This is a genomic window from Pigmentiphaga sp. YJ18 (assembly GCF_038066655.1).
Lineage (GTDB): Bacteria > Pseudomonadota > Gammaproteobacteria > Burkholderiales > Burkholderiaceae_B > Pigmentiphaga.
In genome coordinates, this window is the sequence record NZ_JBBUKU010000002.1 from 1,229,586 (window position 1) to 1,254,982 (window position 25,397).

Annotated in this window: 24 protein-coding genes; 7 read left to right on the plus strand and 17 right to left on the minus strand. The window is 68.1% G+C overall.

What is annotated here, in order from left to right:
* Positions 1-83 precede the first annotated feature (83 nt).
* Positions 84-1,772: an acyl-CoA synthetase gene (locus WKR98_RS19565; protein WP_341434457.1), complete on the plus strand. Its 1,689-nt coding sequence runs from the start codon at positions 84-86 to the stop codon at positions 1,770-1,772.
* Here the strand turns inward: WKR98_RS19565 and WKR98_RS19570 are convergent.
* Complete coding sequence (locus tag WKR98_RS19570; protein WP_124689067.1) at positions 1,702-2,529, minus strand: ferritin-like domain-containing protein; 828 nt, start codon at positions 2,527-2,529, stop codon at positions 1,702-1,704. The two genes, WKR98_RS19565 and WKR98_RS19570, sit on opposite strands and share 71 nt — an antisense overlap.
* A gap of 68 nt (positions 2,530-2,597) precedes the next feature.
* Between WKR98_RS19570 and hslO the strand changes: the two genes are divergently transcribed.
* Positions 2,598-3,530, plus strand: a complete 933-nt coding sequence (gene hslO / locus WKR98_RS19575; protein ID WP_124689066.1) for an Hsp33 family molecular chaperone HslO — start codon at positions 2,598-2,600, stop codon at positions 3,528-3,530.
* A 134-nt stretch (positions 3,531-3,664) separates the two neighbouring features.
* The gene (locus WKR98_RS19580; RefSeq protein ID WP_341434458.1) at positions 3,665-4,387 is read left to right on the plus strand and encodes a TadE/TadG family type IV pilus assembly protein; all 723 of its coding nucleotides are present in this window, start codon (positions 3,665-3,667) and stop codon (positions 4,385-4,387) included.
* On the opposite strand, the gene ftsB is transcribed toward WKR98_RS19580, so the two are convergent.
* The 7 genes from ftsB to WKR98_RS19615 form a co-directional block, all read right to left on the minus strand.
* Entirely contained in the window at positions 4,345-4,689 is a 345-nt protein-coding gene (gene ftsB, locus WKR98_RS19585; RefSeq protein ID WP_124689064.1) for a cell division protein FtsB, read from the minus strand. The genes WKR98_RS19580 and ftsB overlap by 43 nt on opposite strands.
* 48 nt (positions 4,690-4,737) lie before the next feature.
* Complete coding sequence (gene eno, locus WKR98_RS19590) at positions 4,738-6,021, minus strand: phosphopyruvate hydratase (protein WP_124689063.1); 1,284 nt, start codon at positions 6,019-6,021, stop codon at positions 4,738-4,740.
* Positions 6,022-6,043: 22 nt separating this feature from the next.
* Positions 6,044-6,931, minus strand: coding sequence for a 3-deoxy-8-phosphooctulonate synthase (gene kdsA, locus WKR98_RS19595; RefSeq protein ID WP_124689062.1), 888 nt, complete (start codon positions 6,929-6,931; stop codon positions 6,044-6,046).
* A 16-nt stretch (positions 6,932-6,947) separates the two neighbouring features.
* Entirely contained in the window at positions 6,948-8,606 is a 1,659-nt protein-coding gene (locus WKR98_RS19600) for a CTP synthase (protein ID WP_124689061.1), read from the minus strand.
* 197 nt (positions 8,607-8,803) lie between these two features.
* Complete coding sequence (locus tag WKR98_RS19605; protein WP_341434459.1) at positions 8,804-9,478, minus strand: hypothetical protein; 675 nt, start codon at positions 9,476-9,478, stop codon at positions 8,804-8,806.
* Entirely contained in the window at positions 9,462-10,124 is a 663-nt protein-coding gene (locus tag WKR98_RS19610; RefSeq protein WP_124689059.1) for a 3-oxoacid CoA-transferase subunit B, read from the minus strand. The genes WKR98_RS19605 and WKR98_RS19610 overlap by 17 nt, the downstream gene beginning before the upstream one ends.
* 102 nt (positions 10,125-10,226) lie before the next feature.
* Positions 10,227-10,919 (minus strand): CoA transferase subunit A, encoded by a 693-nt coding sequence (locus WKR98_RS19615; RefSeq protein ID WP_124689058.1) that lies wholly within the window; start codon positions 10,917-10,919, stop codon positions 10,227-10,229.
* Positions 10,920-11,078: 159 nt separating this feature from the next.
* On the opposite strand from WKR98_RS19615, the gene WKR98_RS19620 reads away from it, so the two are divergent.
* Positions 11,079-12,707 carry an electron transfer flavoprotein-ubiquinone oxidoreductase gene (locus WKR98_RS19620; protein ID WP_341434490.1) on the plus strand — a complete coding sequence of 543 codons (1,629 nt, stop codon included), beginning with the start codon at positions 11,079-11,081 and terminating at the stop codon, positions 12,705-12,707.
* 13 nt (positions 12,708-12,720) lie between these two features.
* Here the strand turns inward: WKR98_RS19620 and WKR98_RS19625 are convergent, their stop codons facing one another.
* Genes WKR98_RS19625 through WKR98_RS19640 form a run of 4 tightly spaced genes read right to left on the minus strand, consistent with a single transcriptional unit; the run spans position 12,721 to position 16,183 of the window.
* A complete protein-coding gene (locus tag WKR98_RS19625) occupies positions 12,721-13,542 on the minus strand; it encodes a heme ABC transporter ATP-binding protein (RefSeq protein ID WP_202865611.1) in 822 nt (273 codons plus the stop codon).
* Positions 13,539-14,678 carry a FecCD family ABC transporter permease gene (locus WKR98_RS19630; protein WP_445936116.1) on the minus strand — a complete coding sequence of 380 codons (1,140 nt, stop codon included), beginning with the start codon at positions 14,676-14,678 and terminating at the stop codon, positions 13,539-13,541. Before WKR98_RS19630 ends, WKR98_RS19625 begins: the two co-directional genes overlap by 4 nt.
* Positions 14,659-15,555 carry a heme/hemin ABC transporter substrate-binding protein gene (locus tag WKR98_RS19635; RefSeq protein ID WP_238160363.1) on the minus strand — a complete coding sequence of 299 codons (897 nt, stop codon included), beginning with the start codon at positions 15,553-15,555 and terminating at the stop codon, positions 14,659-14,661. Before WKR98_RS19635 ends, WKR98_RS19630 begins: the two co-directional genes overlap by 20 nt.
* A gap of 13 nt (positions 15,556-15,568) precedes the next feature.
* Positions 15,569-16,183, minus strand: a complete 615-nt coding sequence (locus WKR98_RS19640; RefSeq protein ID WP_124689056.1) for a biliverdin-producing heme oxygenase — start codon at positions 16,181-16,183, stop codon at positions 15,569-15,571.
* Positions 16,184-16,437: 254 nt separating this feature from the next.
* Here WKR98_RS19640 and WKR98_RS19645 point away from each other — a divergent pair, with 254 nt between their 5' ends.
* Positions 16,438-18,615 carry a malate synthase G gene (locus WKR98_RS19645; protein WP_341434461.1) on the plus strand — a complete coding sequence of 726 codons (2,178 nt, stop codon included), beginning with the start codon at positions 16,438-16,440 and terminating at the stop codon, positions 18,613-18,615.
* A gap of 55 nt (positions 18,616-18,670) precedes the next feature.
* Here WKR98_RS19645 and WKR98_RS19650 read toward each other — a convergent pair whose 3' ends face one another.
* Positions 18,671-19,315: a peroxiredoxin-like family protein gene (locus WKR98_RS19650; RefSeq protein WP_124689054.1), complete on the minus strand. Its 645-nt coding sequence runs from the start codon at positions 19,313-19,315 to the stop codon at positions 18,671-18,673.
* Positions 19,316-19,435: 120 nt separating this feature from the next.
* Between WKR98_RS19650 and WKR98_RS19655 the strand changes: the two genes are divergently transcribed.
* On the plus strand, positions 19,436-20,449 hold the full coding sequence (locus tag WKR98_RS19655) for a Bug family tripartite tricarboxylate transporter substrate binding protein (protein ID WP_341434462.1): 1,014 nt from the start codon (positions 19,436-19,438) through the stop codon (positions 20,447-20,449).
* A 14-nt stretch (positions 20,450-20,463) separates the two neighbouring features.
* Positions 20,464-21,453 carry a 2-dehydropantoate 2-reductase gene (locus WKR98_RS19660; protein WP_341434491.1) on the plus strand — a complete coding sequence of 330 codons (990 nt, stop codon included), beginning with the start codon at positions 20,464-20,466 and terminating at the stop codon, positions 21,451-21,453.
* Here the strand turns inward: WKR98_RS19660 and WKR98_RS19665 are convergent.
* From WKR98_RS19665 to WKR98_RS19680, 4 genes are all read right to left on the minus strand, one after another.
* Positions 21,443-22,018: an NUDIX domain-containing protein gene (locus WKR98_RS19665; protein WP_124689052.1), complete on the minus strand. Its 576-nt coding sequence runs from the start codon at positions 22,016-22,018 to the stop codon at positions 21,443-21,445. The two genes, WKR98_RS19660 and WKR98_RS19665, sit on opposite strands and share 11 nt — an antisense overlap.
* Positions 22,015-22,335 carry a DUF2818 family protein gene (locus WKR98_RS19670; RefSeq protein WP_124689051.1) on the minus strand — a complete coding sequence of 107 codons (321 nt, stop codon included), beginning with the start codon at positions 22,333-22,335 and terminating at the stop codon, positions 22,015-22,017. Before WKR98_RS19670 ends, WKR98_RS19665 begins: the two co-directional genes overlap by 4 nt.
* 73 nt (positions 22,336-22,408) lie before the next feature.
* A complete protein-coding gene (nuoN, locus tag WKR98_RS19675) occupies positions 22,409-23,890 on the minus strand; it encodes an NADH-quinone oxidoreductase subunit NuoN (protein WP_124689050.1) in 1,482 nt (493 codons plus the stop codon).
* An 18-nt stretch (positions 23,891-23,908) separates the two neighbouring features.
* Positions 23,909-25,396, minus strand: a complete 1,488-nt coding sequence (locus WKR98_RS19680) for an NADH-quinone oxidoreductase subunit M (RefSeq protein WP_192901809.1) — start codon at positions 25,394-25,396, stop codon at positions 23,909-23,911.
* Position 25,397: the final 1 nt, after the last annotated feature.

The window sequence follows — 25,397 nt, forward strand, 5'->3', positions numbered from 1 at the left end:
CAGGTCAGTAATGATTGCTATATAACGCAGCAAACCCCGTCCGCCGACCTGGCCGGACCAGATCCTGAATCCAGCGGAGGGTTATGGAAGACCAGTACCAGGCACTCTACACCACGTTCCGTTGGTGGGTCCCGCAACGCCTGAACATCGCCGATGTCTGCTGCCGCCGCTGGACCGTCACCAGCGCCGATGCCCGCCGCATCGCGATCTACGCCGAAGATGCCGAAGGACGGCGCGAAGTCTGGACCTACGGCCGCCTGCACGAATACGCCAACCGCTTCTCCAATGGCCTGCGCCGCATGGGCGTGCAGCGCGGCGACCGCGTCGCCATCGCCCTGCCCCAGCGCCCCGAAGCCGTCGTCGCCCATATCGCCGTCTACCAGATGGGCGCCATTACCGTCCCGCTGTCGGTCGCGCTGAACGCCCAGACCTACGAACAGCGGCTGCGCGACAGCGAAGCCCGGATCGCCATCGTCGACGGCGCCGCGGCGGCCGCCCTGCTGCCAGCCACCGAGCACTGTCCCCTGCTGCGCCAGACGGTCGGCATCGACCTGGACGACGAGCGGGTCCTTTCCTGGCGCACGCTGCTCGCCCGCCAGGAAAGTGCCTTCGACATGCACCCCACCTCGGCCTCCGACCCCGCGCTGCTGCTCTATACGGCGGGCGCGGGCAGCGTGCCCAAGGGCGTGGTCCTGCCCCACGCCACCCTGATCGGCAACCTGCCCGGCTTCGTGGCCGCCCAGAACTGGTTCCCCCAGCCCGCCGACGTCCTGTGGACGGCCTCCGAATGGGGCAGCCCCCACGGCCTGTTCGGCGCGCTGCTACCGGGCCTGTATTTCGGCCAACCGGTAGTGGGCATGCGCCAGCCGCCCGATCCCGACGCCACGTTCGCCCTGCTGGAACGCTACCGCGTCACCAACATCGCGCTGACCACCCGCGACCTGCGCCGGCTGCTCAAGGCCGTGCCCCGCCCCGCCGAGCGCCACCGGCTGGCCCTGCGCGCCATCACCGCCACCGACACCTCGCTGGGCGCGGCGCTGTTCGAACAATGCAAGGCGGCACTGGGGGTCGAACCCAACGAGACCTTCAGCCAGGTCGAGATCGGCACCGTCATCGGCCAGAGCAGCCAGAAATGGCCCGCCCGGGCGGGCAGCCTGGGCAGGCCCTACCCCGGCCACCAGATCGCCATCGTCGATGCCCTGGGCCGGCCGGTCGCCACCGGCGAACATGGCGAGATCGCCGTCAACCGCTACGACATCCATGGCCATCCCGATCCCTCCTTCTTCGCCGGCTACTGGCGGGGCGAGGAAACCGGGCGGCCGGTCAGCGGGACCTGGCATCGCACGGGCGATCTCGCCCGGCAGGATGCCGACGGCTACCTCTGGTACGTGGGCCGCCTGGACGAAATGTTCCAGTTGGGCAGCCGCCTGGTGGCGCCCGGCCCCATCGAGGACTGCCTGACCCAGCACCCCGAGGTGGTCGAGGCGGTGGTCGTGCCGACGCCGGACGGCAGCGGCATCAAGGCCTACGTCGTCGCCCTGGCCGTGCCGGAACAGGACAAGGCCGGACGCGAGGCGGCCCTGCGGGAAGCCCTGCTGTCGCACGCCTGCACGCAGCTCGGCCAGGACGGCGCGCCCAAGGAGATCGAATTCGTCGAGGCCCTGCCGCTCACTCCCTCGGGCAAGATCCGGCGCCAGGCGCTCAGGCAGATCGAGGACGATCGCGGCCGGAAATGGCCGACAGCTCCAGCGAGCGCAACTCCGCTTCCGTGAAGCCCGCCGCCCGGCGGGCGGGCATATTGAACGGACCGAACTGGCCCGGCGCGTCGTAGCGCCGGGCCAGCACCGCGTAGTGGTCCACGGGATCGACGCCCTCGCGCTCGCACAGATACCGGTACCAGCGGTTGCCGATGGCCACGTGGCCGATCTCGTCGCGCAGGATGATGTCCAGGATGCCGGCCGCCGCCGCGTCTCCCGCTCCGGCCAGCTTGGCCCGTATCGCAGGACTGACGTCCAGCCCGCGGGCCTCCAGCGTACGCGGCACCAGCGCCATCCGGGCCAGCGGATCGAGCCGGGTCCGCTCGGCCATTTGCCACAGCCCGTCGTGGGCGGGGAAATCGCCGTAGGCATGGCCCAGGATGCGCAGATGCTCGGCCAACAGCGAGAAATGCAGGGCTTCCTCGCCGGCGACCTTCAGCCAGTCCAGGTAGTAGTCCTGGGGCATGCCGGCGAAGCGCCAGACCGCGTCCAGCGCCAGGTTGATCGCGTTGAACTCGATATGGGCCAGCGCGTGCAGCAGCGCCGCCCGCGCCTCGACCGAGGCCACGCCCCGCCCCGGCACATCGCGCGGCGACACCAGCGGCGGCCGGGCCGGCCGGCCCGGCACTCCCGCGGGCTCTTGCAAGACGCGGCCGGCGTCCACATATATAGACGTGGCCGCCAGTTCGCGGGTACCGGCGGCCTTCCCGGCCGGGTCATCCAGGACCAGCAGCGCGCAGGCGGCCTGCCGCAGTTCCAGTTCAGCAGTCATGGGGTGCATTGTAGAATGGCCGGTCAAGGCGACCACTGCAGCCGCCCATTTTTTCCGAGGAAGCCTTCTTGTCCGACCAACTCAAGAAATACCTGTTCGAGGACCAGACGGTCCGGGCCGAAGTCGTGTCCATCCGCGAGACCTGGAAGGAAATCCAGGCGCGGCACGACTATCCGTCCGCCGTCCAGAAGCTGCTCGGCGAACTCGTCGCGGCCAGTGCGCTGCTGGCCGCCAACATCAAGTTCAACGGCACCGTGGTGCTGCAATTGCAAGGCGATGGCCCGATCGGCCTGATCGTGGTGGAATGCCACGCCGATCTGGGCATGCGGGCGACCGTCAAGCTGCGCGAAGGCCATGCCGTGCCCGACGACGGCACCTTCCAAAGCCTGCTGAACCCCAACGGCGGCGGCCGCTTCTCGGTGGTACTGGATCCGCAGGAGCGCCTGCCCGGCCAGCAGCCCTACCAGGGCATCGTCGCCCTGCAGGGCGAATCGGTGGCCCAGGCGCTGGAGCACTACATGCTGGCTTCCGAACAGCTGCAGACGCGCATCTGGCTGGCCGCCGACACCGGCTGCGCCGCCGGCGTGCTGCTGCAACAATTGCCCCGCCAGGGCGGCAAGGCGGCCGCCGAACCCGCGCCGGCCTCGGTCGCGGACGACACCTGGGAACGCGCCCAGATCCTGGCCGAGACCATCAAGTCCGAGGAACTGCTCACGCTGACGCCCGACGCGCTGGTCCGGCGCCTGTACTGGCAGGAAACCCTGCGGACCTTCGAACCGGCCGCCGTGTCGTACCGCTGCACCTGCTCGCGCGAAAAGGTGGCCGATGTGCTGCTGCGCCTGGGCAGGGAAGAAATCGACGACATCCTGGCCGAACAGGGACGCGTCCAGATCAATTGCGACTACTGCGTGAAAAGCTTCGAGTTCGACCCGGTCGATTGCGCGGAGTTGTTCGCGAACGCGTCGGCCAAAGTGCGGCACCAGAGCGAAGCGCGGCATTAAGGAACCGGCGCCGCCTCATTGACTGGCGGCCGTGGTTCCCACAATCGACGCATCGCCCGCGCGCGGGCACGCTGGAGGGCTCTTCCAGCCACTCTCCGTCCATGCGCTCTCTTCTTCGCCAGCGCGGTGCCGCCATGGCCGAATTCACGGTCATCGCCCTTCCTTTGCTATGGGCGGGCCTGGGCGCCTTCGAAACGGGCCGCTGGCTGCTGATGCGCCAGGCCGTCGGCTACGCCCTGTTCGAGGCCGCTCGCGCCGGAACCGCGGCGCGAGCCGATCCGGCGGCCACCGCCCAAGCCTTCGAACGCGCGCTGTCTCCCGCCCTGGGCGTCCGCGCCACGCCGAACCCGGACGAGCAGTTGTCCGCGGTGCGGGCGCGCATGGCAAGCTGGGCCCGCACCCACGGCCTGCGCATGGCGCGGCTCGAGCAACTCAGCCCGACTCCCGCCAGCTTCCAGGACTTCGCGGCCGGCCGCTCGGCGGGACCACGCGAACTCGACTACGACAACCAGCGCCTGCACCACGACACGGTCTACCTTTCACGCTACCGCGGCGGTATCGGTCCACGCTCGGGCCAGACCTTGTTCGACGCCAATACGCTGGTGCTGCGGCTGACCTATCTGCACGCCCCCTATCTGCCAGGCATGCGCGCCCTGCTGCGGTCGTTGGCGAGCGCATCGGAAAGCGATGATTACGTGAAACAGGCTCGCGCGGCGGGCCTGCTGGTGATACGCCGCGAAATCGCCATGCCGATGCAGTCGGCGGCGCGCGAGCATGGCAGGAACCGGGATCTGCTCGGTCCCCAGGCCCGGCGTCAGCGCGAGCGGGGAGCGGCCGCCGGCCGGGAGGCCGGCTGAGCCGCGCTGGCCGGCACGGTGCCGGCTGGCGGAGTGTCGACGATCTGCACGAAGGCCTCGTTCTGGCGCAGCATGCCGAGTTCGTAGCGGGCCCGCTCCTCGATGGCGTCGGTCCCGCTCTTCAAGTCGCGTACTTCGGCATCCAGCGCGACGTTGCGCGTGCGCAGCTCGTCATTGCTATGCCGCTGGGCATCGAGCTGGCGCTCGAGTTCCCAGGTGCGCAGCCAACCGCCCTTACCCAGCCAGAGCGGATACTGGATCATCACCAGCAGCAAGGCGATTATCAGCGTGAGCAGGCGCATGGAGGCTCTTCCGTGGACCGCGCCGCACGGGCGGCGCGGCCGCGCGTATCAGCGCAGGTTGTAGAAAGCCTCGCGGCCGGGATAGTGGGCGACGTCGCCCAGGTCTTCCTCGATCCGCAGCAGCTGGTTGTACTTGGCCATGCGATCCGAGCGCGACATCGAACCGGTCTTGATCTGCAGCGCGTTGGTGGCGACGGCGATGTCGGCGATGGTCGTGTCCTCGGTCTCGCCCGAACGGTGCGACACCACGGCCGTGTAGCCGGCGCGCTTGGCCATCTCGATCGCCGCGAAGGTTTCCGTCAGCGTGCCGATCTGGTTGATCTTGATCAGGATCGAGTTGGCGATGTTCTGCTCGATGCCACGCTTCAGGATGCTGGTGTTGGTGACGAACAGATCGTCGCCCACCAATTGCACCTTCTTGCCCAGCTGCTCGGTCAGGTACTTCCAGCCGTCCCAATCGTTCTCGGCCATGCCGTCCTCGATCGAGATGATCGGATACTTGTCGCACCAGGTGGCCAGCATGTGGGTCAGTTCCTGCGCGCTCAGGGTCACGCCCTCGCCTTCCAGGCGATACTTGCCGTCGCGGAAGAATTCCGAGCTGGCGCAGTCCAGGCCCAGGGCGATCTGGCTGCCCGGCTCGTAGCCGGCCTTCTCGATGGCCTGCAGCACGAGCTGGATGGCCGCCTCGTGGTTCTCGACGTTGGGGGCGAAGCCGCCTTCGTCGCCCACGGCGGTGGACATGCCCTTGTCATGAATCAGTTTCTTCAGCGCGTGGAAGACTTCGGCGCCCATGCGCAGCGATTCGCGGAAGCTGCTGGCCCCCACCGGCAGGATCATGAATTCCTGCATGTCGAGGTTGTTGTTGGCGTGCGCGCCGCCGTTGATGACGTTCATCATCGGGACGGGCATGCTCATCGCGCCGCTGCCGCCGAAATAGCGGTACAGGGGCAGGCTGCATTCCTCGGCGGCGGCCTTGGCCACGGCCATGCTGACGGCCAGCATGGCGTTGGCGCCCAGGCGCTCCTTGTTCTCGGTGCCGTCCAGTTCGATCAGGGTACGGTCCAGGAAGGCCTGTTCCTGCGCATCCAGGCCCATCAGCGCTTCGGCGATCTCGGTGTTGACGTTCTCGACGGCCTTGAGCACGCCCTTGCCCAGGTAGCGCGACTTGTCGCCGTCGCGCAGCTCGATGGCTTCGCGCGCGCCGGTGGACGCGCCCGAGGGCACGGCGGCGCGGCCCATCGCGCCCGATTCCAGCAGCACGTCGCACTCGACGGTGGGATTGCCGCGGGAATCAATGATCTCGCGCCCGATGATGTCTACGATTGCGCTCATAGGAGTCCAGTCTCAAGAAAAGTTATTGGAAATCGTTTTCGAGGAACCCGTGACGCTTGGTCACGCGGTCGAGTTCTATCAGCGATGCCAGCAGGTCGCCCATGCGCGCCAGCGGCACGGCGTTGGGCCCGTCGGACTTGGCATGGGCCGGATCCGGGTGCGTTTCCATGAACAGGCCCGACACGCCCACGGCCACCGCCGCCCGCGCCAGCACCGGCACGAATTCGCGCTGCCCGCCGGAAGTGGTGCCCTGCCCGCCCGGCAGCTGGACCGAGTGCGTGGCGTCGAACACGACGGGGCAATCCGTTTCGCGCATGATAGCGAGCGAGCGCATGTCCGACACGAGATTGTTGTAGCCAAACGATGCACCGCGCTCGCACACCAGGATGTTGCCGCCGTCGCCGCCCGCCTCGACCGCGGCCTCGCGGGCCTTGGCCACGACGTTGACCATGTCGTGCGGCGCCAGGAACTGGCCCTTCTTGATGTTGACCGGCTTGAGCGTGGCCGCGCAGGCACGGATGAAATCGGTCTGGCGGCACAGGAAGGCCGGCGTCTGCAGCATGTCCACCACGTCGGCCACGGGGCGGGCCTGCTCGGTCTCATGCACGTCGGTCAGCACCGGCACGCCGACCTGCGCCTTCACCTCGGACAACACCTTCAGCCCGAAGTCCATGCCCATGCCGCGGAACGACTGGCTCGAGCTGCGGTTGGCCTTGTCGAACGAACTCTTGTAGATGAAGGGGATGCCGAGCTTGCCGGTCAGCTCCTTCAGGACGCCGGCCGTGTCGATCGCCATCTGCTGCGATTCGATCACGCAGGGTCCGGCGATCAGGAAGAACGGCCTGGCAAGGCCGATCTCGAAGCCGCAGATGGGATAGCTGCGGGTCGAGGCGTGCGGGTCTTGGCTCATGGTGACCTCCAGGCGCTCAGCCCTGCTCCGCCGTCACGCGCTGCAACTTGTGCTTGCGCGCCGCGCGGATATAGGCCGAGAACAACGGATGGCCGTCGCGCGGCGTGGACGTGAACTCGGGGTGGAACTGCACACCCATGAACCACGGGTGGTTGGGCAATTCCATCATTTCCGGCAGATTCTCGGTGGGCGTGCGCGCGCTGATGACCATGCCGGCATCTTCCAGCTTGGGCACGTACACGTTGTTCACCTCGTAGCGATGGCGGTGGCGCTCGTTCACCTCGTCGCCGTAGATGTCGTGCGCCATCGTATCGGCCTTGACCGGGCAGCGCTGCGCGCCCTTGCGCATGGTGCCGCCCAGGTCGGACGTGTTGGAGCGGCGCTCGACGCGGCCCTCGCGGTCCATCCACTCGGTGATCAGCGCGACCACGGGGTGCAGCGTGTCCGGGTCGAATTCCGTACTGTTGGCGCCGGCCAGGCCGGCCACGTGGCGGGCGAACTCGATCACCGCAAGCTGCATGCCCAGGCAGATGCCCAGGTAGGGCACGCCGTTCTCGCGGGCATAGCGGATCGCCTGGATCTTGCCTTCGGTCCCCCGCTTGCCGAAGCCGCCGGGCACCAGGATCGCGTCGAACTTGCTCAGCTTGCCCACGCCTTCGCTCTCGATTTCCTCGGAGTCGATGTAGTCCACCACCACCTTGCAGCGGGTGTGGATGCCGGCGTGCACCAGCGCTTCGGTCAGCGACTTGTACGACTCGGTCAGGTCGACGTACTTGCCGACCATCGCGATGTGGACCTCGCCCTCGGGGTTCTCGCGGGCATGGACCAGTTGATCCCACATGGACAGGTCGGCCGGCTGGGGCTGCAGCCCCAGCGTTTCGCAGACGAGCTCGTCCAGGCCCTGCTTGTGCAGCATGGCGGGAATCTTGTAGATGGAATCGACGTCCCAGACCGAAATGACCGCGTCCAGCGGCACGTTCGAGAACATCGAGATCTTGGCGCGCTCGTCGTCCGGGATGGGACGGTCGGCGCGGCACAGCAGCGCATGCGGGTAGATGCCGATCTCGCGCAGCTTCTGCACCGAGTGCTGCGTGGGCTTGGTCTTGAGTTCGCCGGCCGAGGCGATGAACGGCACCAGGGTCAGGTGCACGAAGGCGGCGCCGCCGCGCCCCAGGCGCAGGCTCATCTGGCGCGCGGCCTCGAGGAAGGGCAGCGACTCGATGTCGCCCACCGTGCCGCCGATCTCGACGATGGCGACGTCGGTCTCGCCATCCCAGGCCGCCGACGCGCCGCGCGCGATGAAGTCCTGGATCTCGTTGGTGATGTGCGGGATGACCTGCACGGTCTTGCCCAGGTAGTCGCCCCGCCGTTCCTTGCGCAGCACCGACTCGTAGATCTGGCCGGTGGTGAAGTTGTTCACCTTGCGCATGCGCGCGGAGATGAAGCGCTCGTAGTGGCCCAGGTCCAGGTCGGTCTCGGCGCCGTCTTCGGTGACGAAGACCTCGCCGTGCTGGAACGGGCTCATCGTGCCGGGATCGACGTTGATGTAGGGATCGAGCTTGAGGAGGGTGACTTTGAGGCCGCGCGATTCGAGGATAGCGGCCAGAGACGCGGCGGCAATGCCTTTCCCCAGGGAAGACACCACGCCACCGGTAACGAATACGTACTTGGTCATTGCCAATGGCGCCCGGTTTTTGCCGAGCGCTTGCGGGAAATTGGAATTATAGCGGGAGTTGCGAAAGCTCGCGATCCAAGCGCGCGTAACCTTTGGCGACAAAAAGACATGGCCCCCCCCTACGCCCTTCGGGCGCCCCCCAGGGGGCGGCGCTGGCGGACCGGCGGAGCCGGATCCGCGGCGCCCTGGGTCTACCCCTAATACAACACGAGCGTATCCAGGGCGGGGCGGTCGCCTTCGAGGGTGCCGGTCTGGGAGGTCTCGGCGAAGAAGACCTGGCCGTCGTAGCGGCCGACGGCGTCGCGGGTGGCGCCGGTTTCGTAGTCCACACGCGACTCTTCGGCGCGGCCGGTGCGGGCGAACAGGGTCAGTTGGCGCAGCGATTGCAGCCACCAGCGGCGTGTGGCGCGGTCGTAGGCAAGCGTCAGTTCGGCCGAGGTGGAGATCTCTTCCGCCTTGGAGACGCTGCGGTCCGTGACGACCACGCGCTGCTGGCGTATGGCCAGATCCAGGTTGCGGTCGGCTGACAGGTCCACGCCGCAGGTGGCGCACGGCAGGACGAACCCCCAGCCCGTGGCCTCGAAGCCCAGGGGACCTCGCGTTCCCAGCAGCAGCGCGCGGCGCCCCTCGGCATTGCGGTAGACCTGCGCCACGCCCGGCGCGTCCTGGCCCAGGTCCCCCTGCACTTCCCGCTCCAGCGTGAACCCCTCCGGAACGAAGGCCTCGGGCCGCGAGGCGACGGCCGGAATGGCCAGCGCCGCCGGGATGTAGGGCCCGCCGGCCTCGGCGTGCGCGGAAACGGCCAGCACCGCCATCACTACGGCCAGGGCAGCCCGCCGGGCCGCCCCGCCCCACTCAAACCGACGCGGCAACGGCGGAGGTATCCAGCTTGGCCGCGGTCTTCTCGACCACTTCCTGGGCCGTGACGCCGGGGGCCAGCTCGACCAGGCTGAGCCCCTGCGGCGTGACGTCCAGCACCGCCAGGTCGGTGATGATGCGGTTCACCACGCCCACGCCCGTCAGCGGCAGCGTGCACGCGGGCAGGATCTTCAGGTCGACCGTGCCGTCCTTCTTGCGGGCCACGTGCTCCATCAGGATCACCACCCGCCCGACACCGGCTACGAGGTCCATCGCTCCGCCCATGCCCTTGATCATCTTGCCCGGGATCATCCAGTTGGCCAGGTCGCCCTGCTCGGACACCTGCATCGCCCCCAGGATGGCCAGGTTGATCTTGCCGCCGCGGATCATGCCGAAGGAATCCGACGACGAGAAGATGGACGAGCCCGGCAGCGTGGTCACCGTCTGCTTGCCGGCGTTGATCAGGTCGGGATCGACCTCGTCCTCGGTGGGAAACGGCCCGATGCCCAGCAGCCCGTTCTCGGACTGCAGCCAGACCTCCAGCCCCTCGGGCACGTGATTGGCCACCAGCGTCGGCAGCCCGATGCCCAGGTTCACGTAGAAACCATCCTGCAACTCACGCGCCGCCCGCGCGGCCATCTCATCGCGAGTCCATGCCATGTCATTTCTCCTTGATATCCGTCGACCCAGGGCGCCGTGGATCCGGCTCCGCCGGTCCACCAGCGCCGCCCCCTGGGGGGCGCCCGAAGGGCGTAGGGGGGGTTACCTTACCGTCCGTTGTTCTATGCGCTTTTCCGGGGTCGCATTCAGGACCAGGCGGTGCACATAGATACCGGGCAGGTGGATGTGATCCGGATCCAGTTCGCCGTTCTCGACGATGCGCTCGACCTCGGCCACCGTGACCTTGCCGGCCATCGCGGCGTTGGGGTTGAAGTTGCGGGCGGTCTTGTTGAAGATCAGGTTGCCGCTCTTGTCGGCCACCAGGGCCTTGACCAGCGCCACGTCGGGCACCAGCGAGCGCTCCATGACATATTTCTTGCCGTCGAATTCGCGGATTTCCTTGCCCTCGGCCACCTGGGTGCCCACGCCGGTGGCCGTGAAGAAGGCCGGGATGCCGGCGCCGCCGGCGCGCAGCTTCTCGGCCAGCGTGCCCTGGGGCGTAAACTCCACTTCCAGCTCGCCCGCCAGGTACTGGCGCTCGAACTCCTTGTTTTCGCCGACGTACGAAGAGATCATCTTGCGGATCTGCCGCGTTTCCAGCAGCAGGCCCAGGCCGGCGCCGTCGATGCCCGCGTTGTTGCTGATGCAGGTCAGATTCTTGACACCGGTATCGCGCAGCGCGGCAATCAGGGCTTCGGGTATGCCGCACAGGCCGAAACCGCCGACCGCCAGGGTCTGCCCGTCCCGCACGATGTCCGCTAGCGCCTCGCGGGCGCTGGCATAGACCTTGTTCATCGTCTTCCTCGCTAACGTGGTGGCCAACGGCCGTGATCGCTTGAAATACAATCGGGGATGATACTTCCAACTATCTTAGCTTAGCGGCGACACCGCCGGTTCCGCACCCCCACCCCACCCGGAGGAACCCTGTACATGCAAGGCAACGAACGCGAGTCGATGGAATATGACGTGGTCATCGTCGGAGGCGGGCCCGCCGGCCTGTCCACCGCGATCCGCCTCAAGCAGCTTGCTGCCGAGAAAGGCCGCGAAATCGGAGTCTGCATACTGGAGAAAGGCAGCGAGATCGGCGCCCACGTCCTGTCCGGCGCGGTCATGGACCCGCGCGCGCTGACCGAACTGATTCCCGACTGGAAGGCCAAGGGCGCGCCGCTGAACACTCCCGTCAGCGAAGACCGCTTCCTGTTCCTGTCCGAAACCGGCGCCCGCGCCACGCCCGGCTGGCTGCTGCCGGCCTGTTTCCACAATGCCGGCAACTACGTCGTCAGCCTGGGCAAGGTGGCCCGCTGGCTGGGCGAACAGGCCGAGGCCCTGGGCGTGGACCTTTTCCCCGGCTTCGCCGCCGCCGAAATCCTCTACAACGAGGACGGTTCGGTCAAAGGCGTGGCCACCGGCGACATGGGCGTGGGCCGCGACGGCCAGCCCACCGACCAGTACCAGCCGGGCATGGAACTGCATGCCCGCTACACGATCTTCGCCGAAGGCTCGCGCGGCCACCTGGGCCGCCAGTTGAACGAGAAGCTCAAGCTGGATGCCGGCAAGGACCCGCAAAGCTACGGCATCGGCATCAAGGAACTGTGGGAGATCGATCCCGCCAAGCACCAGCCCGGGCTGGTCATCCACACCGCCGGCTGGCCGCTGGACGCCGATACCTACGGCGGCTCGTTCCTGTATCACCTCGAGGACAACAAGGTCGCCATCGGCCTGATCGTGGGCCTGGACTACAGCAACCCGTGGCTGTCGCCCTTCGAGGAATTCCAGCGCTTCAAGACCCACCCTTCGATCCGGGGCTTCCTCGAGGGCGGCAAGCGCATCGCCTACGGCTCGCGCTCCATCACGGCCGGCGGCCTGCTGTCCCTGCCCCGCCTGGCCTTCCCGGGCGGCGCGCTGGTCGGCTGCGAGGCCGGCTTCCTGAACGCCTCGCGCATCAAGGGCAGCCACGCGGCCATCAAGAGCGGCATGCTGGCGGCCGAGGCCGCGTTCGAAGCCATCGAGGCAGGCCGCAGCCACGACGAACTGGCCAGCTATCCGGCCGCCTTCGAGGCCTCCTGGCTGCGCGAGGAACTGAACAAGTCGCGCAACTTCAAGCAGTGGTTCAAGAAAGGCCGCACGGTCGGCACGCTGATGACCGGCATCGAACAGTGGCTGCTGCGCGGCAATTTCCCCTGGACGCTGCACCGCGACAAGCCCGATCACCTCTACCTGAAGCCCGCCGCCGATTGCCCGCGCATCGACTACCCCAAGCCCGACGGCAAGCTGACCTTCGACCGGCTCGGCTCGGTGTTCATCTCGAACACCAACCACGAGGAAAACGAGCCCATCCACCTGACGCTCAAGGATCCCTCGGTTCCGGTCGACGTCAACCTCGCGCGCTACGCCGGCCCGGAAAGCCGCTACTGCCCCGCCGGGGTCTACGAGTTCGTGAAGGACGACACCGGCACCGAACGCCTGCAGATCAACGCCCAGAACTGCGTCCACTGCAAGACCTGCGACATCAAGGACCCCACGCAGAACATCGTCTGGGTCACGCCGCAAGGGGGCGAAGGGCCGGTCTACAACGAGATGTGATCGGGCGGCGGCCTCAGGCCGGACCGTGCAGCGGCCGGGTCGCCACCAGGAAGTCCTCGTCCGTCTGCCAGTGCGCCGCGTCGACGGCAAAGCACCGGCGCACGAAGTCGCGCGTCAGTACCGCGCGCGGCTCGCCGTCCGCCAGCACCCGCCCTTCCCACAGCGCCACGATGCGGTCGGCATACTGGGCCGCCAGGTTCATGTCGTGCATGGTCACGATCACCGCCGCGCCGGTGCGATGCGCGAAATCGCGGATCGCCGTGCATACCGAGTGCTGGTGATGCGGATCCAGGCTGGCGCACGGTTCGTCCAGCAGCAATAGCCGGCCAGCGCCCGACCCGGTTTCGCCGGGCCAGATCTGCGCCAGCACCCGCGCCAGATGCACCCGGGCCTGCTCCCCGCCCGACAGCGCGGGCATGGAGCGCTGGGCCAGATGCGTGACCCCTGCCGTTTCCAGCGCCGCCCGGACGATGCCTTCGAGCTGCCGGCGCGGCTCGCTGCGCGCCAGGCACCCCAGGTGCACCACCTCGTCCACGGTGAACGGCAGGCTCAGCCCGGCCCGCTGGGGCAGCACCGCCCGCTGCCGGGCCAGCTCGCCGGCCGCCCACTGCCGCAGCGGCCGCCCCTTGAACAGCACCTCGCCCGCGGCCGGCCCCAGATCGCCCGCCATGGTCGACAACAGCGTGGACTTCCCCGCGCCGTTGGGGCCGATCAGCATCACGACCTCGCCCTCGGCCACGGCGCAATCGATGCCGTCCAACACCACCCGCGGATGCGGCTGGCCGGCCTGGCGGCGCGCGACCGTCAATGAACGGACTTCCAGCATGCTCGTCATCCTTCGAACATCCTGCCCTTGGCCCGCAGCAGCAGGAACAGGAAGAACGGCGCCCCGATCAGCGCGGTCAGCACGCCTATGGGCAGTTCGGCCGGCGCGATGATCAGGCGGGCGGTCAGGTCGGCCCCCACCGTCAACGCGGCGCCCAGCAGGGCCGCGCCGGGCAGCACGATGCGCGCGTCCGGCCCCGCCATCAGGCGGATGCAGTGCGGCGCGACCAGGCCCAGGAAGCCGATGATGCCGCAGAAGGCCACCGCCATGCCCACCGCCAGCGCGCTGAACACCACCGCCAGCGCCTTCAGGCTTTCCACCGCCACGCCCAGGTGGCGGGCCTCGGCCTCGCCCAGGGCCATCGCATTGAGCCCGCTGCGCAGGCGCCACATGCCCGCCAGCGCCACCGCGCCGACCACGGACACGACGCCCACGATGGGCCAGGTGGCGGGTGCCAGGCTGCCCAGGTTCCAGAAGGTCAGATTGCGCAGCTGCTCGTCGGTCGCCATGTAGCTGGCGAGCCCGATAAGCGCCATGGCGATGGCGTTCATGGCGATCCCGGCCAGCAGCATGGCGGCCACCGACACGCCCAGCGAGGTGCGGCCGATCCGGTAGACCAGCAAGGTGGTCAGCACGCCTCCGGCGAAGGCGGCGACCGGCAGCAGCGCCAGCCCCATGGCCTGGGCCAGCGCCGGCCACCACAGGTTGCCGAACACGATGGTCAGCGCGACCGCGAGCGCCGCCCCGCTGGACACCCCGATCAGGCCGGGATCGGCCAAGGGGTTGCGGAACAGGCCTTGCAGCGTCGCGCCCGCCATGCCCAGCAGCGCGCCCACCGCCACGCCCAGCATCACGCGCGGCAGGCGTATGGTCCACAGCACGCCCATCTGCTGGGGCTCGAACCCGCCCTGGGACAGGCCCGCCTTGTGCAGCAGGATGGCCAGCACGTTGGACGCCGAGATGGGATAGGCGCCGCGGCCGGCGGCCACCACCACCAGCACCGCCAGCAGCGCGGCCAGGGCCGCGAACAGCCAGGCGGCCGGCATGCGGCCCGCTCTTACCCGGGCCCAGCCCGACGGCGGCGTGGCCGTCTCCACGCTGGAAACAGTCGTCACGGCGCCGACCTCATGCGCCGAGCGCGCCATACAGGTCTTCGACCGCCTGCGGCAGGCGTGGACCGAAGCCCAGCAGCAGCACGATGTCGAACAACACCGCGCGCTGGTTCCGGCCGGCGGGCGTCATCGCCAGGCCCGGCGTGGCAAGCAGGCGCGCCCGGGCATCCGGCTCCTGCGTGCCGTCGAAGGTGCCGACGATGGCATCGGGCGCCGCGCTGGCCAGCGACTCGGCCGACAAGGGCTTGTAGTTGGCGAAGTCGCCGCCGAACACATTGACCGCGCCGACCAGCTTGAGCATCGCGTCGGCGCCCGTATCCCGCCCGGCCGCCATGGTGCTGGCGCCATGCCGCATCACGCAGGCCACGCGCAGTGGCCGGCCGCCCGGCCCGCGCAGCGGCGCCGCCGCGATGCGGGCCTGCAAGGCCTGCCAGCGCGACGACAGCCCGTCGGCCAGCGCCTGGCCTTCGGCCTGCCGGCCCAGCGCGGCCGCCACGGTACCGATGCGCCCCAACACGCCGTCGAAGGTGTAGTCGCCATCGACGTGCACGACCTTGACCCCCGCCGACTCGATCTGCCGCAGCACCGCGGGCGGACCCGCCTCCTGGCCCGCCAGCAGCACCTGCGGCCCCAGGGACAGCACGCCTTCGGCCGACAGCGTGCGCTGGTAGCCGACCTTGGGCAGCGCCAGGGCCTGGGGCGGGTAAAGGCTGCTGGTATCGACCGCCAACAGCTGGGATTGGCCGCCCAGCGCATAGACGATCTCGGTCACGCCGGCTCCCACCGACACCACGCGCGGCCCCTGGGCCAGCGGCCGGGCGGCGCGCGCCACCGGCGCCAGGGCCCCCAGCAGAAGGCCGGCCGGCAGCGCCGCCAGCAAGGCCCGGCGGCGCTCCGTCATAGTGGACATCGACATCATTCCCTCACGCGAGCGACGGCTCGCCCTTCAGATCATAGCTGCGCGCCAGCAGCACGGCGAAGCGCTCGAAGGCGGCGCTGGCCCCGGCCACCACCCTGTCCTGCTCCTGGGCGGACAGGCCGCTGCCATCCAGCGCCTGGACGAAACGCTTCCACGCCGCCCCGCGGCCGTCGGCAGGCGATGCCAGGTTGCGGGCACCGAAGTTCTCGTCCAGCCCCAGCCGCTGGCCCGCTTCCTTGAACAGGAAGGCCGCGCCCAGCTTGGAGCCCTCGGACACGTACAGCCAGCCCAGGCCTTCGGGCAGGGCCATGCCCTGCCCCCGCGGCGCTTCGCCGGCCTCGGGAATGGCCTGCCCCAGGTCCTGCAGATCGGCGTGCGCCGCCGCCAGCCGGGGCCGCGTGGCAAGGTCCGGAATCCGGGCCGCGTAGGCCTGGTCGTCGTACAGCGACTCGATGTCGCGCTGGAAAAGATACTGGGCGGCGACGAAGCGGCCATAGTTCTCCCGGGTGTCGAACGGCTTGAGCGACATCACGAGCTTGTCGAGCTTCTCGTGCAAGGGAGCGGTTTCGGTTTTCAGGCGCAGGGCCAGCGACGGCGAAGAGGCGCTTTGGAGCGACATGGCGTAATACCTCGGACGGAAATGCAAAGGAGAATCGATCTCAATTACATCGAATTATGCCTGCTCGGCCGGCATCTGTCTCGCCTCGCGCGCTTCCTTCCCTCGTATTCCCTCTTCCCACGCAAAGCAATTGTGACTCCGGCGCACGGTATTCCAGGGCCCTGGGCCCGGCTCCTACGTTTATCATCGGTACATCCCATTGGCGCGGCCCGCGAGGGCCGCCAGCACCATCAGGCATAGCCAGGAGAATCCCCATGACGGAACGCACCCATCGCCACGGTCTGCAAGTGGCGAACGAACTCGACCGCTTCATCGAACAGGAAGCCCTTCCCGGCACCGGCCTCGACAGCGATCGCTTCTGGCAAGGCTTCTCGCGGATCGTGCACGACCTCGCGCCCAAGAACCGCGCGCTGCTGGCCGAGCGCGACCGCCTGCAGGCCGAGATCGACGGCTGGCACCGCGCCCATCCCGGCCCCGTCAGCGACCAGGCGGCCTACCGCGCCTTCCTGGAACGCATCGGCTACCTGCTGCCCCAGCCCGAACAGGTCCGCGTCACCACCGACAACGTCGACACCGAGATCGCCGAACAGGCCGGTCCGCAGCTCGTGGTGCCGGTCTCCAACCAGCGCTATGCCCTGAACGCCGCCAACGCGCGCTGGGGCAGCCTGTACGACGCCCTCTACGGCACCGACGCCCTGCCCGAGACCGGCGGCGCCGAACGCAGCGCCGGCTACAACCCCGTGCGCGGCCAGGCCGTCATCGCCCGCGCCCGCGCCTTCCTCGACCAGGCCGCGCCGCTGGCCCAGGGCTCGCATGCCGACGCCACCGGCTACTCGGTGCGCGACGGCAAGCTCGTGGTGGCGCTCAAGCAGGGCGAAACCGGCCTGCGCCGGCCCGAACAGTTCGCCGGCCACCAGGGCCAGGCCCAGGCGCCCTCGGCCGTCCTGCTCAAGGGCAACGGCCTGCACTTCGAGATCCAGGTCGACCGCGCCAGCCAGATCGGCGCCACCGACGCCGCCGGCGTCAAGGACGTCGTGCTGGAATCGGCCATCACCACCATCATGGACTGCGAAGACTCCGTCGCCGCGGTCGACACCGACGACAAGGTCAAGATCTACCGCAACTGGCTGGGCCTGAACAAGGGCGACCTGACCGAGGAAGTCACCAAGAACGGCAAGACCTTCACCCGCCGCCTGAACGCCGACCGCGAATACACCGCCGCCGACGGCTCGTCGCTGACGCTGCATGGGCGCTCGCTGATGTTCGTGCGCCACGTCGGCCACCTGATGACCAACCCCGCCGTGCTGGACCAGGACGGCAACGAGATCCCGGAAGGCATCCTGGACGCCGTCGTCGCCACGCTGGCCTCGCTGCCCGACCTGAAAATCCGCCGCAACTCGCGCAAGGGCTCGTTCTACGTCGTCAAGCCCAAGATGCACGGCCCGGCCGAAGTGGCCTTCGCCAGCGAACTGTTCGACCGCGTCGAAGACCTGCTGGGCCTGCCGCGCCACGCGATGAAGATGGGCATCATGGACGAGGAGCGCCGCACCAGCGTCAACCTCAAGGCCTGCATCGCCGCCGCCAGCCCCCGCGTGGCCTTCATCAACACCGGCTTCCTGGACCGCACCGGCGACGAGATCCACACCGCCATGGAGGCCGGCCCCATGCTGCGCAAGGGCGACATGAAGGCCTCGGCCTGGATCGCCGCCTACGAACGCAGCAACGTGCTGATCGGCCTGGACGCCGGACTGCGCGGCCGCGCGCAGATCGGCAAGGGCATGTGGGCCATGCCCGACCTGATGGCCGCCATGCTGGAACAGAAGATCGCCCACCCCAAGGCCGGCGCCAACACCGCCTGGGTCCCCTCGCCCACCGCCGCCACCCTGCACGCCATGCATTACCACCAGGTGGACGTGCAGGCCGTCCAGCAGGAACTGGAAAAGACCAGGCTGAGCGCGGTCAGCCAGGAACTCCAGCAAGGCCTCCTGACCGTCCCCGTCGGCGACCCCGCCGCCTGGTCGCCCGCCGACATCCAGCAGGAACTCGAGAACAACGCCCAGGGCATCCTGGGCTACGTGGTGCGCTGGATCGACCAGGGCGTGGGCTGCTCCAAGGTGCCCGACATCCACAACGTCGGCCTGATGGAAGACCGCGCCACCCTGCGCATCTCCAGCCAGCACATCGCCAACTGGCTGCGCCACGGCATCACCAACGAAGCCCAGGTCCGCGACGTGCTCAAGCGCATGGCCAAGGTGGTCGACCAGCAGAACGCCAGCGATCCGCTGTACGAACCCATGTCCGGCAACGAGGAAACTTCCCTGGCCTTCCAGGCCGCCTCAGCCCTGGTCTTCGAAGGCCGCAGCCAGCCCAACGGCTACACCGAACCGCTGCTGCACGCCTACCGCGAGAAGAAAAAGGCGCAAACCCGCTAGCTGCCCACCCGCCCCCGCCGCAGGCCGTGTCCGGCCCGCCGCGGGGGCGGCCGTCTCAAGCCCCTTTCTTCGACGCGTCCCCCGCGTACTGATCCACCGCCCCCGCCATCTCGCGCAACACATCCTCCATGGACTTCACCCCGTAGGGATAGAAAGCCTTCTTCTCCCCCCGCTTCCAACGCTCCCGCACCTGCGGATCCCGCAAATCCCAATCCGGCCGTATCTCCCGCGTCAGCGCCCGCAACTCCCCATGCAGCTCCGCCACCGACGGACGCCCCCAGTAGTAATAGCCGTTCCAGACCTTGCGTATCTTCAGCCCCGGGGCCAATAGCAGGGTATGCGGAATCATCGGTTCATGCTGCGTGTCCGTGTACTCCAGGATGTCCAGCTCGTCCCGCACCCGCCTCTGCTCGTCGTACAAGAACGGATAGTGCGCCCCCAACTGCTGGCGCAGATTGTTGGTCGTATGCCAGTCGTCAATGGTCACCACCACCAGCCGGCAGTTGCCCACCACCAACTGCGGATGGAACCGCGTCAACGCCTTCAACTGCTCGCGGTCCTTCGGGCAGAAAAACCCGCGGATCAGCACCAGCAGCATGGGGTCGTCCCCCTGCAGCGCCGACAACGCGCGGGCCGTCTTCGTATGGTCGGGCAGGACATAATCGGGCAGCACCTGCCCCGCTTCCAGCTTCACCGTCATGATGCACCTCCTGTTGAACCAGGATGACGCGCGGCAAGCGCCGTGCCCACGGCCATTTTGACGCGCTGCGGGACGGGCACTATTCTTAGCGGGCACAAGAAACCCATGAGGAGACCAACCATGCCCCACCGCCTCCGCGCCCCGTTCGCGCGCCGCGCCTTCCTCGCACAATGTGCGGCCGCCGCAACGCTTGCCGGCGTAGCGCTCCAGCCCACGGCCCACGCCGCCGACGCCTACCCCTCCAAACCCGTCACCCTGGTCACCTCCTTCTCCGTCGGCAGCGGCCCCGACACCGTCCTGCGCCTGGTCGCCGATCGCCTGGGCAAGGCCTGGGGCCAGCGCGTCGTGGTCGAGAACCGGCCCGGCGGCGCCGGTTTCATCGCCATCGATTCCTTCAAGCGCGCGGCCCCCGACGGCTACTCGCTGCTGCAGCTCGACAGCGAACAGCTCGCCGCCCTGCCCCACCTGTACAAGAGCCGCCAGTACGATCCCGACAAGGTCTTCGACCCCGTCGCCACCCTGTTCATCACCCCCTTCCTGGTTTCCGTCTCCGCCCAGTCGCCGTGGAAATCCGTTTCCGACCTGGTCGCCGCCGCCAAGGCCAAGCCCGGCCAGGTCACCTACGGATCCTGGGGCATAGGCAGTCCCGGCCACCTGGGCGGCATCGCCCTGGAAAGCGAAGCCAGCGTCAGCATGCAACACGTGCCCTACAAGGAAGTCGGGCAGTTGTACGCGGCCGTCAGCACCCAGGAAGTGAACTGGAGCATGGCCACCATCGCCTCCAGCCAGGGCCCCTACCAGGCCGGCAAGCTGCGCTACATCGCGGTCGCGGCGCCCAAGCGCATTCCGCAGATGCCCGACGTGCCCACCGTGGCCGAAAGCGGCGGGCCCGCCAGCCTGGACGTCAACTCCTTCGTCGTGCTGCTGGCGCCCAAGGGTCTCCCGGCCGCCATCCGCGACAAGATCAACGCCGACGTCGCCAAGGTCGTGGCCGATCCCGAGATCAAGAAGCGCCTGGACACCTTCGCCTTCCAGACCATCAGCTGGTCGCCCGACGAGATCCGCCGCCAGGTCGCGGCCAAGTCCAAGACCTACCAGGGCCTCATCCGGAAAGCCAACGTCACGCTGGAATGACGCGCAAAGCAAGCATGAAGGTCTGCATCGTGGGCGCCGGCGCCATCGGCGGATTCATCGGTGCCCGCCTGGCGGCCACCGACGCCTGCTCGGTCAGCGCCCTGGCTCGCGGCGCCACGCTGGTGGCGCTGCAATCGCACGGCTGGCGGCTGCGGCAGGACGGCGGACTCGTCCAGGCGCCGGTCACGGCCAGCGACCGGGCGCAAGCCCTGGGCCCGCAGGACCTGGTGGTGATCGCCGTCAAGGGCCCCGCCCTGGCCGCCGTCGCGGACGGGCTCGCGCCCCTGCTGGGTCCGGACACCGCCGTGCTGCCGGCCATGAACGGTGTACCGTGGTGGTTCGCGCACGGCATCCTGCAGCCAGAACAGGCCGCCCTGTCGACCATCGACCCCGACGGCCGGATCGCGCGCGGCATCCCCGCCGCGCGCGTGGTCGGCTGCGTCGTCCATGCCAGCACCTCGACGCCGGAGCCGGGCCTGGTCCAGCACCACATGGGGGGCGGCCTCATCATCGGCGAACCGGACGGCACCGCTTCGGCGCGGGTGGAGCGCATCGCCGCGCTGCTCGCGCAGGCGGGCTTCGACGTCACGGCGTCGCGGGCCATCCGCCACGACATCTGGTACAAGCTGTGGGGCAACATGACCATGAACCCGGTCTCGGCCATCACCGGCGCCACGGTCGATCGCATCCTGGACGATCCGCTGGTGCGCCGGTTCTGCTCCGATGCCATGGACGAAGCCGCGCGCATCGGGCGCGAACTGGGCTGCGCCATCGACCAGAGCGCCGAGGACCGCCACGCCGTCACGCGCAAGCTCGGCGCCTTCAAGAGCTCCATGCTGCAGGATGCGCAGGCCGGCCGCCCGCTGGAGCTGGACGCCATCGTGGCCGTGGTGCGCGAACTGGGGCAGAAAGTGGGCGTGCCCACGCCCAACATCGACGCCTTGTTCGGCCTGGCCCGCCTGTACGGCCGGGCGCATGGCCTCTATCCGGACGTCAGCGCGTAGAAGAAGAAACGAAGAACGCGCCGATCACCGTCTTGACGTCGGTGACCTCCCCCTGGCGGATCCAGGCCATCAGATCCTCCAGCGGGGCGGTGAACACCTCCAGGAACTCGTGCTCGTCCAGCTTCTGCTCGCCCCGCTCCAGGCCCTCGGCCAGGAACAGCACGATGCGCTCGTTGGCATAGGCGATGGCGTTGTGGATGGTGGTGAGCTCGGTCCACTTGCTGGCCCGGTAGCCCGTTTCCTCCAGCAGTTCCCGCTGCGCGGTGGCCAGCGGGGCCTCGCCGGGATCGATCTTGCCGGCCGGAAATTCGATGAAGGCCCGGTGCATGGGGTAGCGGTACTGCCGCACCAGCACCACCTGCCCGTCCGGCAGCATGGGCACGATCATGGACGCGCCCGGATGCATGATGTATTCGCGCGTGGCGGTCGCCCCGCCCGGCAGCCGGACGGTATCGCGGCGCACGTCCAGCAGCTTGCCGCGAAACACCGCTTCGCTGGTCAGGGGCGCTTCGCGCAGCCGGTCCGAACTGCGCGCCAGTTCCTCCAGGGCTCGATCATCGCTCATCGGGCAGTCCGTTTGAAAAGATAACGGTACACGAAACCCGGGTAGGCCAACACGAGATACAGCGTCAAGGTAATGGCGTAGAACTGCCATCCCTGGGGAAACACGTTGCCCAGGCTGGCCTCGAAACCCAGGCCGATGCCGCCGACCACCAGATACAGCACCAGCACCTCGACCAGCCTCAGCCAGAAAGGCTTGCGGGCAGGCGCGCCGTCCCGGCGAAAGGCCACCGCGCCGAACACGCGTTCCGACAGGAACGGCAGGTTGGCGGTCACCAGGGCCAGCAGGATCAGGACGTAGATGGCGAGGGTCTGTTTCAAGGCGGGGTTCCTGTCACGACAAACCCGGTCGGGAACGGCGGCGGCGCGGCCGCGCCGCCGCCGGGGCAGAAGCTCAGAGCGCGAGCGAGCTGGAGATGGCCTGGGCGCACAGGGCGACCAACGGCGCGGGGAACACCCCCAGGACCAACAGCAGCACGCCGTTGACCGACAGCACGGTACGAAAGCCCGCCGAGCCTTGCAGCGGGGCCTGGTCGACCGGATCGTCGAAGTACACGACCTTCACCACCCGCAGGTAGTAGAAAGCGCCGATCAGCGAGAACAGCACGGCCACCACGGCCAGCACGACGTGGTTGGTCTGGATCAGCGACTGCAGCACCGCCAGCTTGGCGTAGAAGCCGACCGTGGGCGGAATGCCGGTAAGCGAGAACATCTGCACCAGCATCACGCCTGCGAACCACGGGTTGCGGCGGTTCAGGCCCTTCAGGTCGTCGACGTTCTCGCACTCGAAGCCCGAGCGCGACAGCAGCATCAGCACGCCGAACGAGCTGAGCGTGGTCAGCACGTAGACGACCACGTAGAACATGGCCGAGGTGTAGGCGTTCTGGGCGTTGAAGGCGCTGCCCTCGACCACGCCGGACATCAGGCCCAGCAGCACGAAGCCCATGTGCGAGATGGTCGAATAGGCCAGCATGCGCTTGATGTTGGACTGCATGATGGCGGCCAGGTTGCCGATGGCCAGCGACAGCACGGCCATGATCGCCAGCATGGGCTGCCAGTCGGCCGCCAGGCCGAACAGGCCGTCGACCAGCAGGCGCAGCACGATGGCGAAGGCGGCCAGCTTGGGCGCGCCGCCCAGCAGCAGCGTCACGGCGGTGGGCGCGCCCTGGTAGACGTCGGGCACCCACATGTGGAACGGCACGACGCCGAGCTTGAACGCCAGGCCCGCGACCAGGAACACCAGCCCGAAGACCAGGATCATGTGGTTGTCGGTGGCACCGGAGGTGGCGCGTGCGATGCCGGCCAGGTTCAGCGTGCCGGTGGCGCCATAGATCATGGACATGCCGTACAGCAGCAGGCCCGAGGCCAGCGCGCCCAGCACGAAATACTTCATGGCTGCCTCGGTGGACACGGTGTGCTCGCGGCGCAGCGCGACCAGCGCGTAGAACGACAGCGACATCAGCTCCAGGCCAAGGTAGATCGTCAGCATGTTGCCGGCCGAGATCATGACCATCTGGCCCAGCAGCGCCAGCAGCGACAGCACGTACAGCTCGCCGCCGCGCAGCATGCCGCGGTCCTTGGCGTAGCCCTTGCCGTAGATCAGCGTCACGCCCACCGCGATGTACGAGAACACCTTGAGCACGTGGGCCAGGCTGTCGGTCACGTACATGCCGTCGAAGGCCGCGCCCTGCACGCCCGAGGCCAGGTCCGACAGGCTCATCCAGGTCAGCACCACCAGCGTGGCCAGCGACAGGATGTGCGTCACCGCGCGGCCTTCATCCTTGACGAACAGGTCGATCAGCAGGATGGCGGACGTCAGCACCAGCAGCGTGATCTCCGGCGCGACGAGAGACAGGTTCAGATTGGCGAATTCCATTGCGTAACGTCCGGCGTCTTACAGTTTCGAAATGGCGACATGCTTGAGCAGCGCGTCGACCGAGACGTGCATCACGTCGGTGAAGGGCGCGGGGTAGACGCCCATGTACAGCACGGCGATGGCCATCACGCCCAGGATGAAGAACTCGCGGGCGTTGACGTCGGTCAGCTCGCGCACGTGCTGGTGGGTGATATCGCCGAACACGACGCGCTTGACCATCCACAGCGAGTACGCGGCGCCCAGGATCAGCGCGGTGGCGGCCAGGAGGCCGATCCAGAAGTTGTACTCGACCGAGCCCATGATCACGAAGAACTCGCCCACGAAACCGCTGGTGGCCGGTAGGCCGCTGTTGGCCATCGAGAACAGCACGAAGAACGTGGCGAACTTGGGCATGGTGTTGACCACGCCGCCGTAGTCGGCGATGCGGCGCGAATGCACGCGGTCGTACAGCACGCCTATGCAGAAGAACATCGCGCCCGACACGAAGCCGTGCGAGATCATCTGCACGATGGCGCCTTCGACGCCGGCGGTGTTGAAGATGAAGAAGCCCAGGGTCACGAAGCCCATGTGCGCCACGGACGAATACGCGACCAGCTTCTTCATGTCGTCCTGCACCAGTGCCACCAGGCCGATGTAGATGACGGCGATCAGCGACAGCGCGATCATCAGGCCCGACAGGCTATGCGCGGCATCGGGCACGATGGGCAGCGACAGCCGCAGGAAGCCGTAGGCACCCAGCTTCAGCATGATGGCGGCCAGCACCACCGAACCGCCCGTGGGCGCCTCGACGTGGGCGTCGGGCAGCCAGGTGTGGACCGGCCACATCGGCACCTTCACGGCGAAGGCCATCAGGAAGGCCAGGAAGATCAGGATCTGCTCGGTCTGGCCCAGCGGCAGCTTGTGCCAGGTCAGGATGTCGAACGTGCCGCCGGCCGAGTGCCACAGGTAGATGAAGGCGACCAGCGTCAGCAGCGAGCCCAGCAGCGTGTACAGGAAGAACTTGAACGCCGCGTAGACCCGGTTGGGACCGCCCCACACGCCGATGATGATGTACATCGGGATCAGCGTGGCCTCGAAGAACACGTAGAACAGGAGGCCGTCCAGTGCCGCGAACACGCCTATCATCAGGCCCGACAGGATCAGGAAGGCGCCCATGTACTGGGCGACGCGGCTGGTGATGACTTCCCAGCCGGCCAGCACCACGATGATGGTGATGAAGGCCGTCAGCAGGACGAACCACAGCGAGATGCCGTCCACGCCCAGGGAGTAGGAGACGCCGTACTCGGCGATCCAGGTGGCCTTCTCGACGAACTGCATCTGCGCCGTCGAGGCGTCGAAGCCGGTGTACAGCGGCAGCGTGACCAGGAGACCGGCGATCGCGCCGATCAGCGCCAGCACGCGGGCGACGGTGGGATTGCTGTCACGCCCCACCGCCAGCACCAGGATGCCGAACACGATCGGGGTGAAGATCGCAAGCGAGAGCCACGGAAAAGAAGTTTGAGCCATA

Bases quoted from the DNA above. Each gene is read 5' to 3' on its own strand.
- WKR98_RS19565 (WP_341434457.1), top strand. From the start codon at position 84: ATGGAAGACCAGTACCAGGCACTCTACACCACGTTCCGTTGGTGGGTC.
- WKR98_RS19570 (WP_124689067.1), bottom strand. From the start codon at position 2,529: ATGACTGCTGAACTGGAACTGCGGCAGGCCGCCTGCGCGCTGCTGGTC.
- WKR98_RS19580 (WP_341434458.1), top strand. From the start codon at position 3,665: ATGGCCGAATTCACGGTCATCGCCCTTCCTTTGCTATGGGCGGGCCTG.
- ftsB (WP_124689064.1), bottom strand. From the start codon at position 4,689: ATGCGCCTGCTCACGCTGATAATCGCCTTGCTGCTGGTGATGATCCAG.
- eno (WP_124689063.1), bottom strand. From the start codon at position 6,021: ATGAGCGCAATCGTAGACATCATCGGGCGCGAGATCATTGATTCCCGC.
- kdsA (WP_124689062.1), bottom strand. From the start codon at position 6,931: ATGAGCCAAGACCCGCACGCCTCGACCCGCAGCTATCCCATCTGCGGC.
- WKR98_RS19600 (WP_124689061.1), bottom strand. From the start codon at position 8,606: ATGACCAAGTACGTATTCGTTACCGGTGGCGTGGTGTCTTCCCTGGGG.
- WKR98_RS19610 (WP_124689059.1), bottom strand. From the start codon at position 10,124: ATGGCATGGACTCGCGATGAGATGGCCGCGCGGGCGGCGCGTGAGTTG.
- WKR98_RS19615 (WP_124689058.1), bottom strand. From the start codon at position 10,919: ATGAACAAGGTCTATGCCAGCGCCCGCGAGGCGCTAGCGGACATCGTG.
- WKR98_RS19620 (WP_341434490.1), top strand. From the start codon at position 11,079: ATGGAATATGACGTGGTCATCGTCGGAGGCGGGCCCGCCGGCCTGTCC.
- WKR98_RS19625 (WP_202865611.1), bottom strand. From the start codon at position 13,542: ATGACGAGCATGCTGGAAGTCCGTTCATTGACGGTCGCGCGCCGCCAG.
- WKR98_RS19630 (WP_445936116.1), bottom strand. From the start codon at position 14,678: ATGGCGCGCTCGGCGCATGAGGTCGGCGCCGTGACGACTGTTTCCAGC.
- WKR98_RS19635 (WP_238160363.1), bottom strand. From the start codon at position 15,555: ATGTCCACTATGACGGAGCGCCGCCGGGCCTTGCTGGCGGCGCTGCCG.
- WKR98_RS19640 (WP_124689056.1), bottom strand. From the start codon at position 16,183: ATGTCGCTCCAAAGCGCCTCTTCGCCGTCGCTGGCCCTGCGCCTGAAA.
- WKR98_RS19645 (WP_341434461.1), top strand. From the start codon at position 16,438: ATGACGGAACGCACCCATCGCCACGGTCTGCAAGTGGCGAACGAACTC.
- WKR98_RS19650 (WP_124689054.1), bottom strand. From the start codon at position 19,315: ATGACGGTGAAGCTGGAAGCGGGGCAGGTGCTGCCCGATTATGTCCTG.
- WKR98_RS19655 (WP_341434462.1), top strand. From the start codon at position 19,436: ATGCCCCACCGCCTCCGCGCCCCGTTCGCGCGCCGCGCCTTCCTCGCA.
- WKR98_RS19660 (WP_341434491.1), top strand. From the start codon at position 20,464: ATGAAGGTCTGCATCGTGGGCGCCGGCGCCATCGGCGGATTCATCGGT.
- WKR98_RS19665 (WP_124689052.1), bottom strand. From the start codon at position 22,018: ATGAGCGATGATCGAGCCCTGGAGGAACTGGCGCGCAGTTCGGACCGG.
- nuoN (WP_124689050.1), bottom strand. From the start codon at position 23,890: ATGGAATTCGCCAATCTGAACCTGTCTCTCGTCGCGCCGGAGATCACG.
- WKR98_RS19680 (WP_192901809.1), bottom strand. From the start codon at position 25,396: ATGGCTCAAACTTCTTTTCCGTGGCTCTCGCTTGCGATCTTCACCCCG.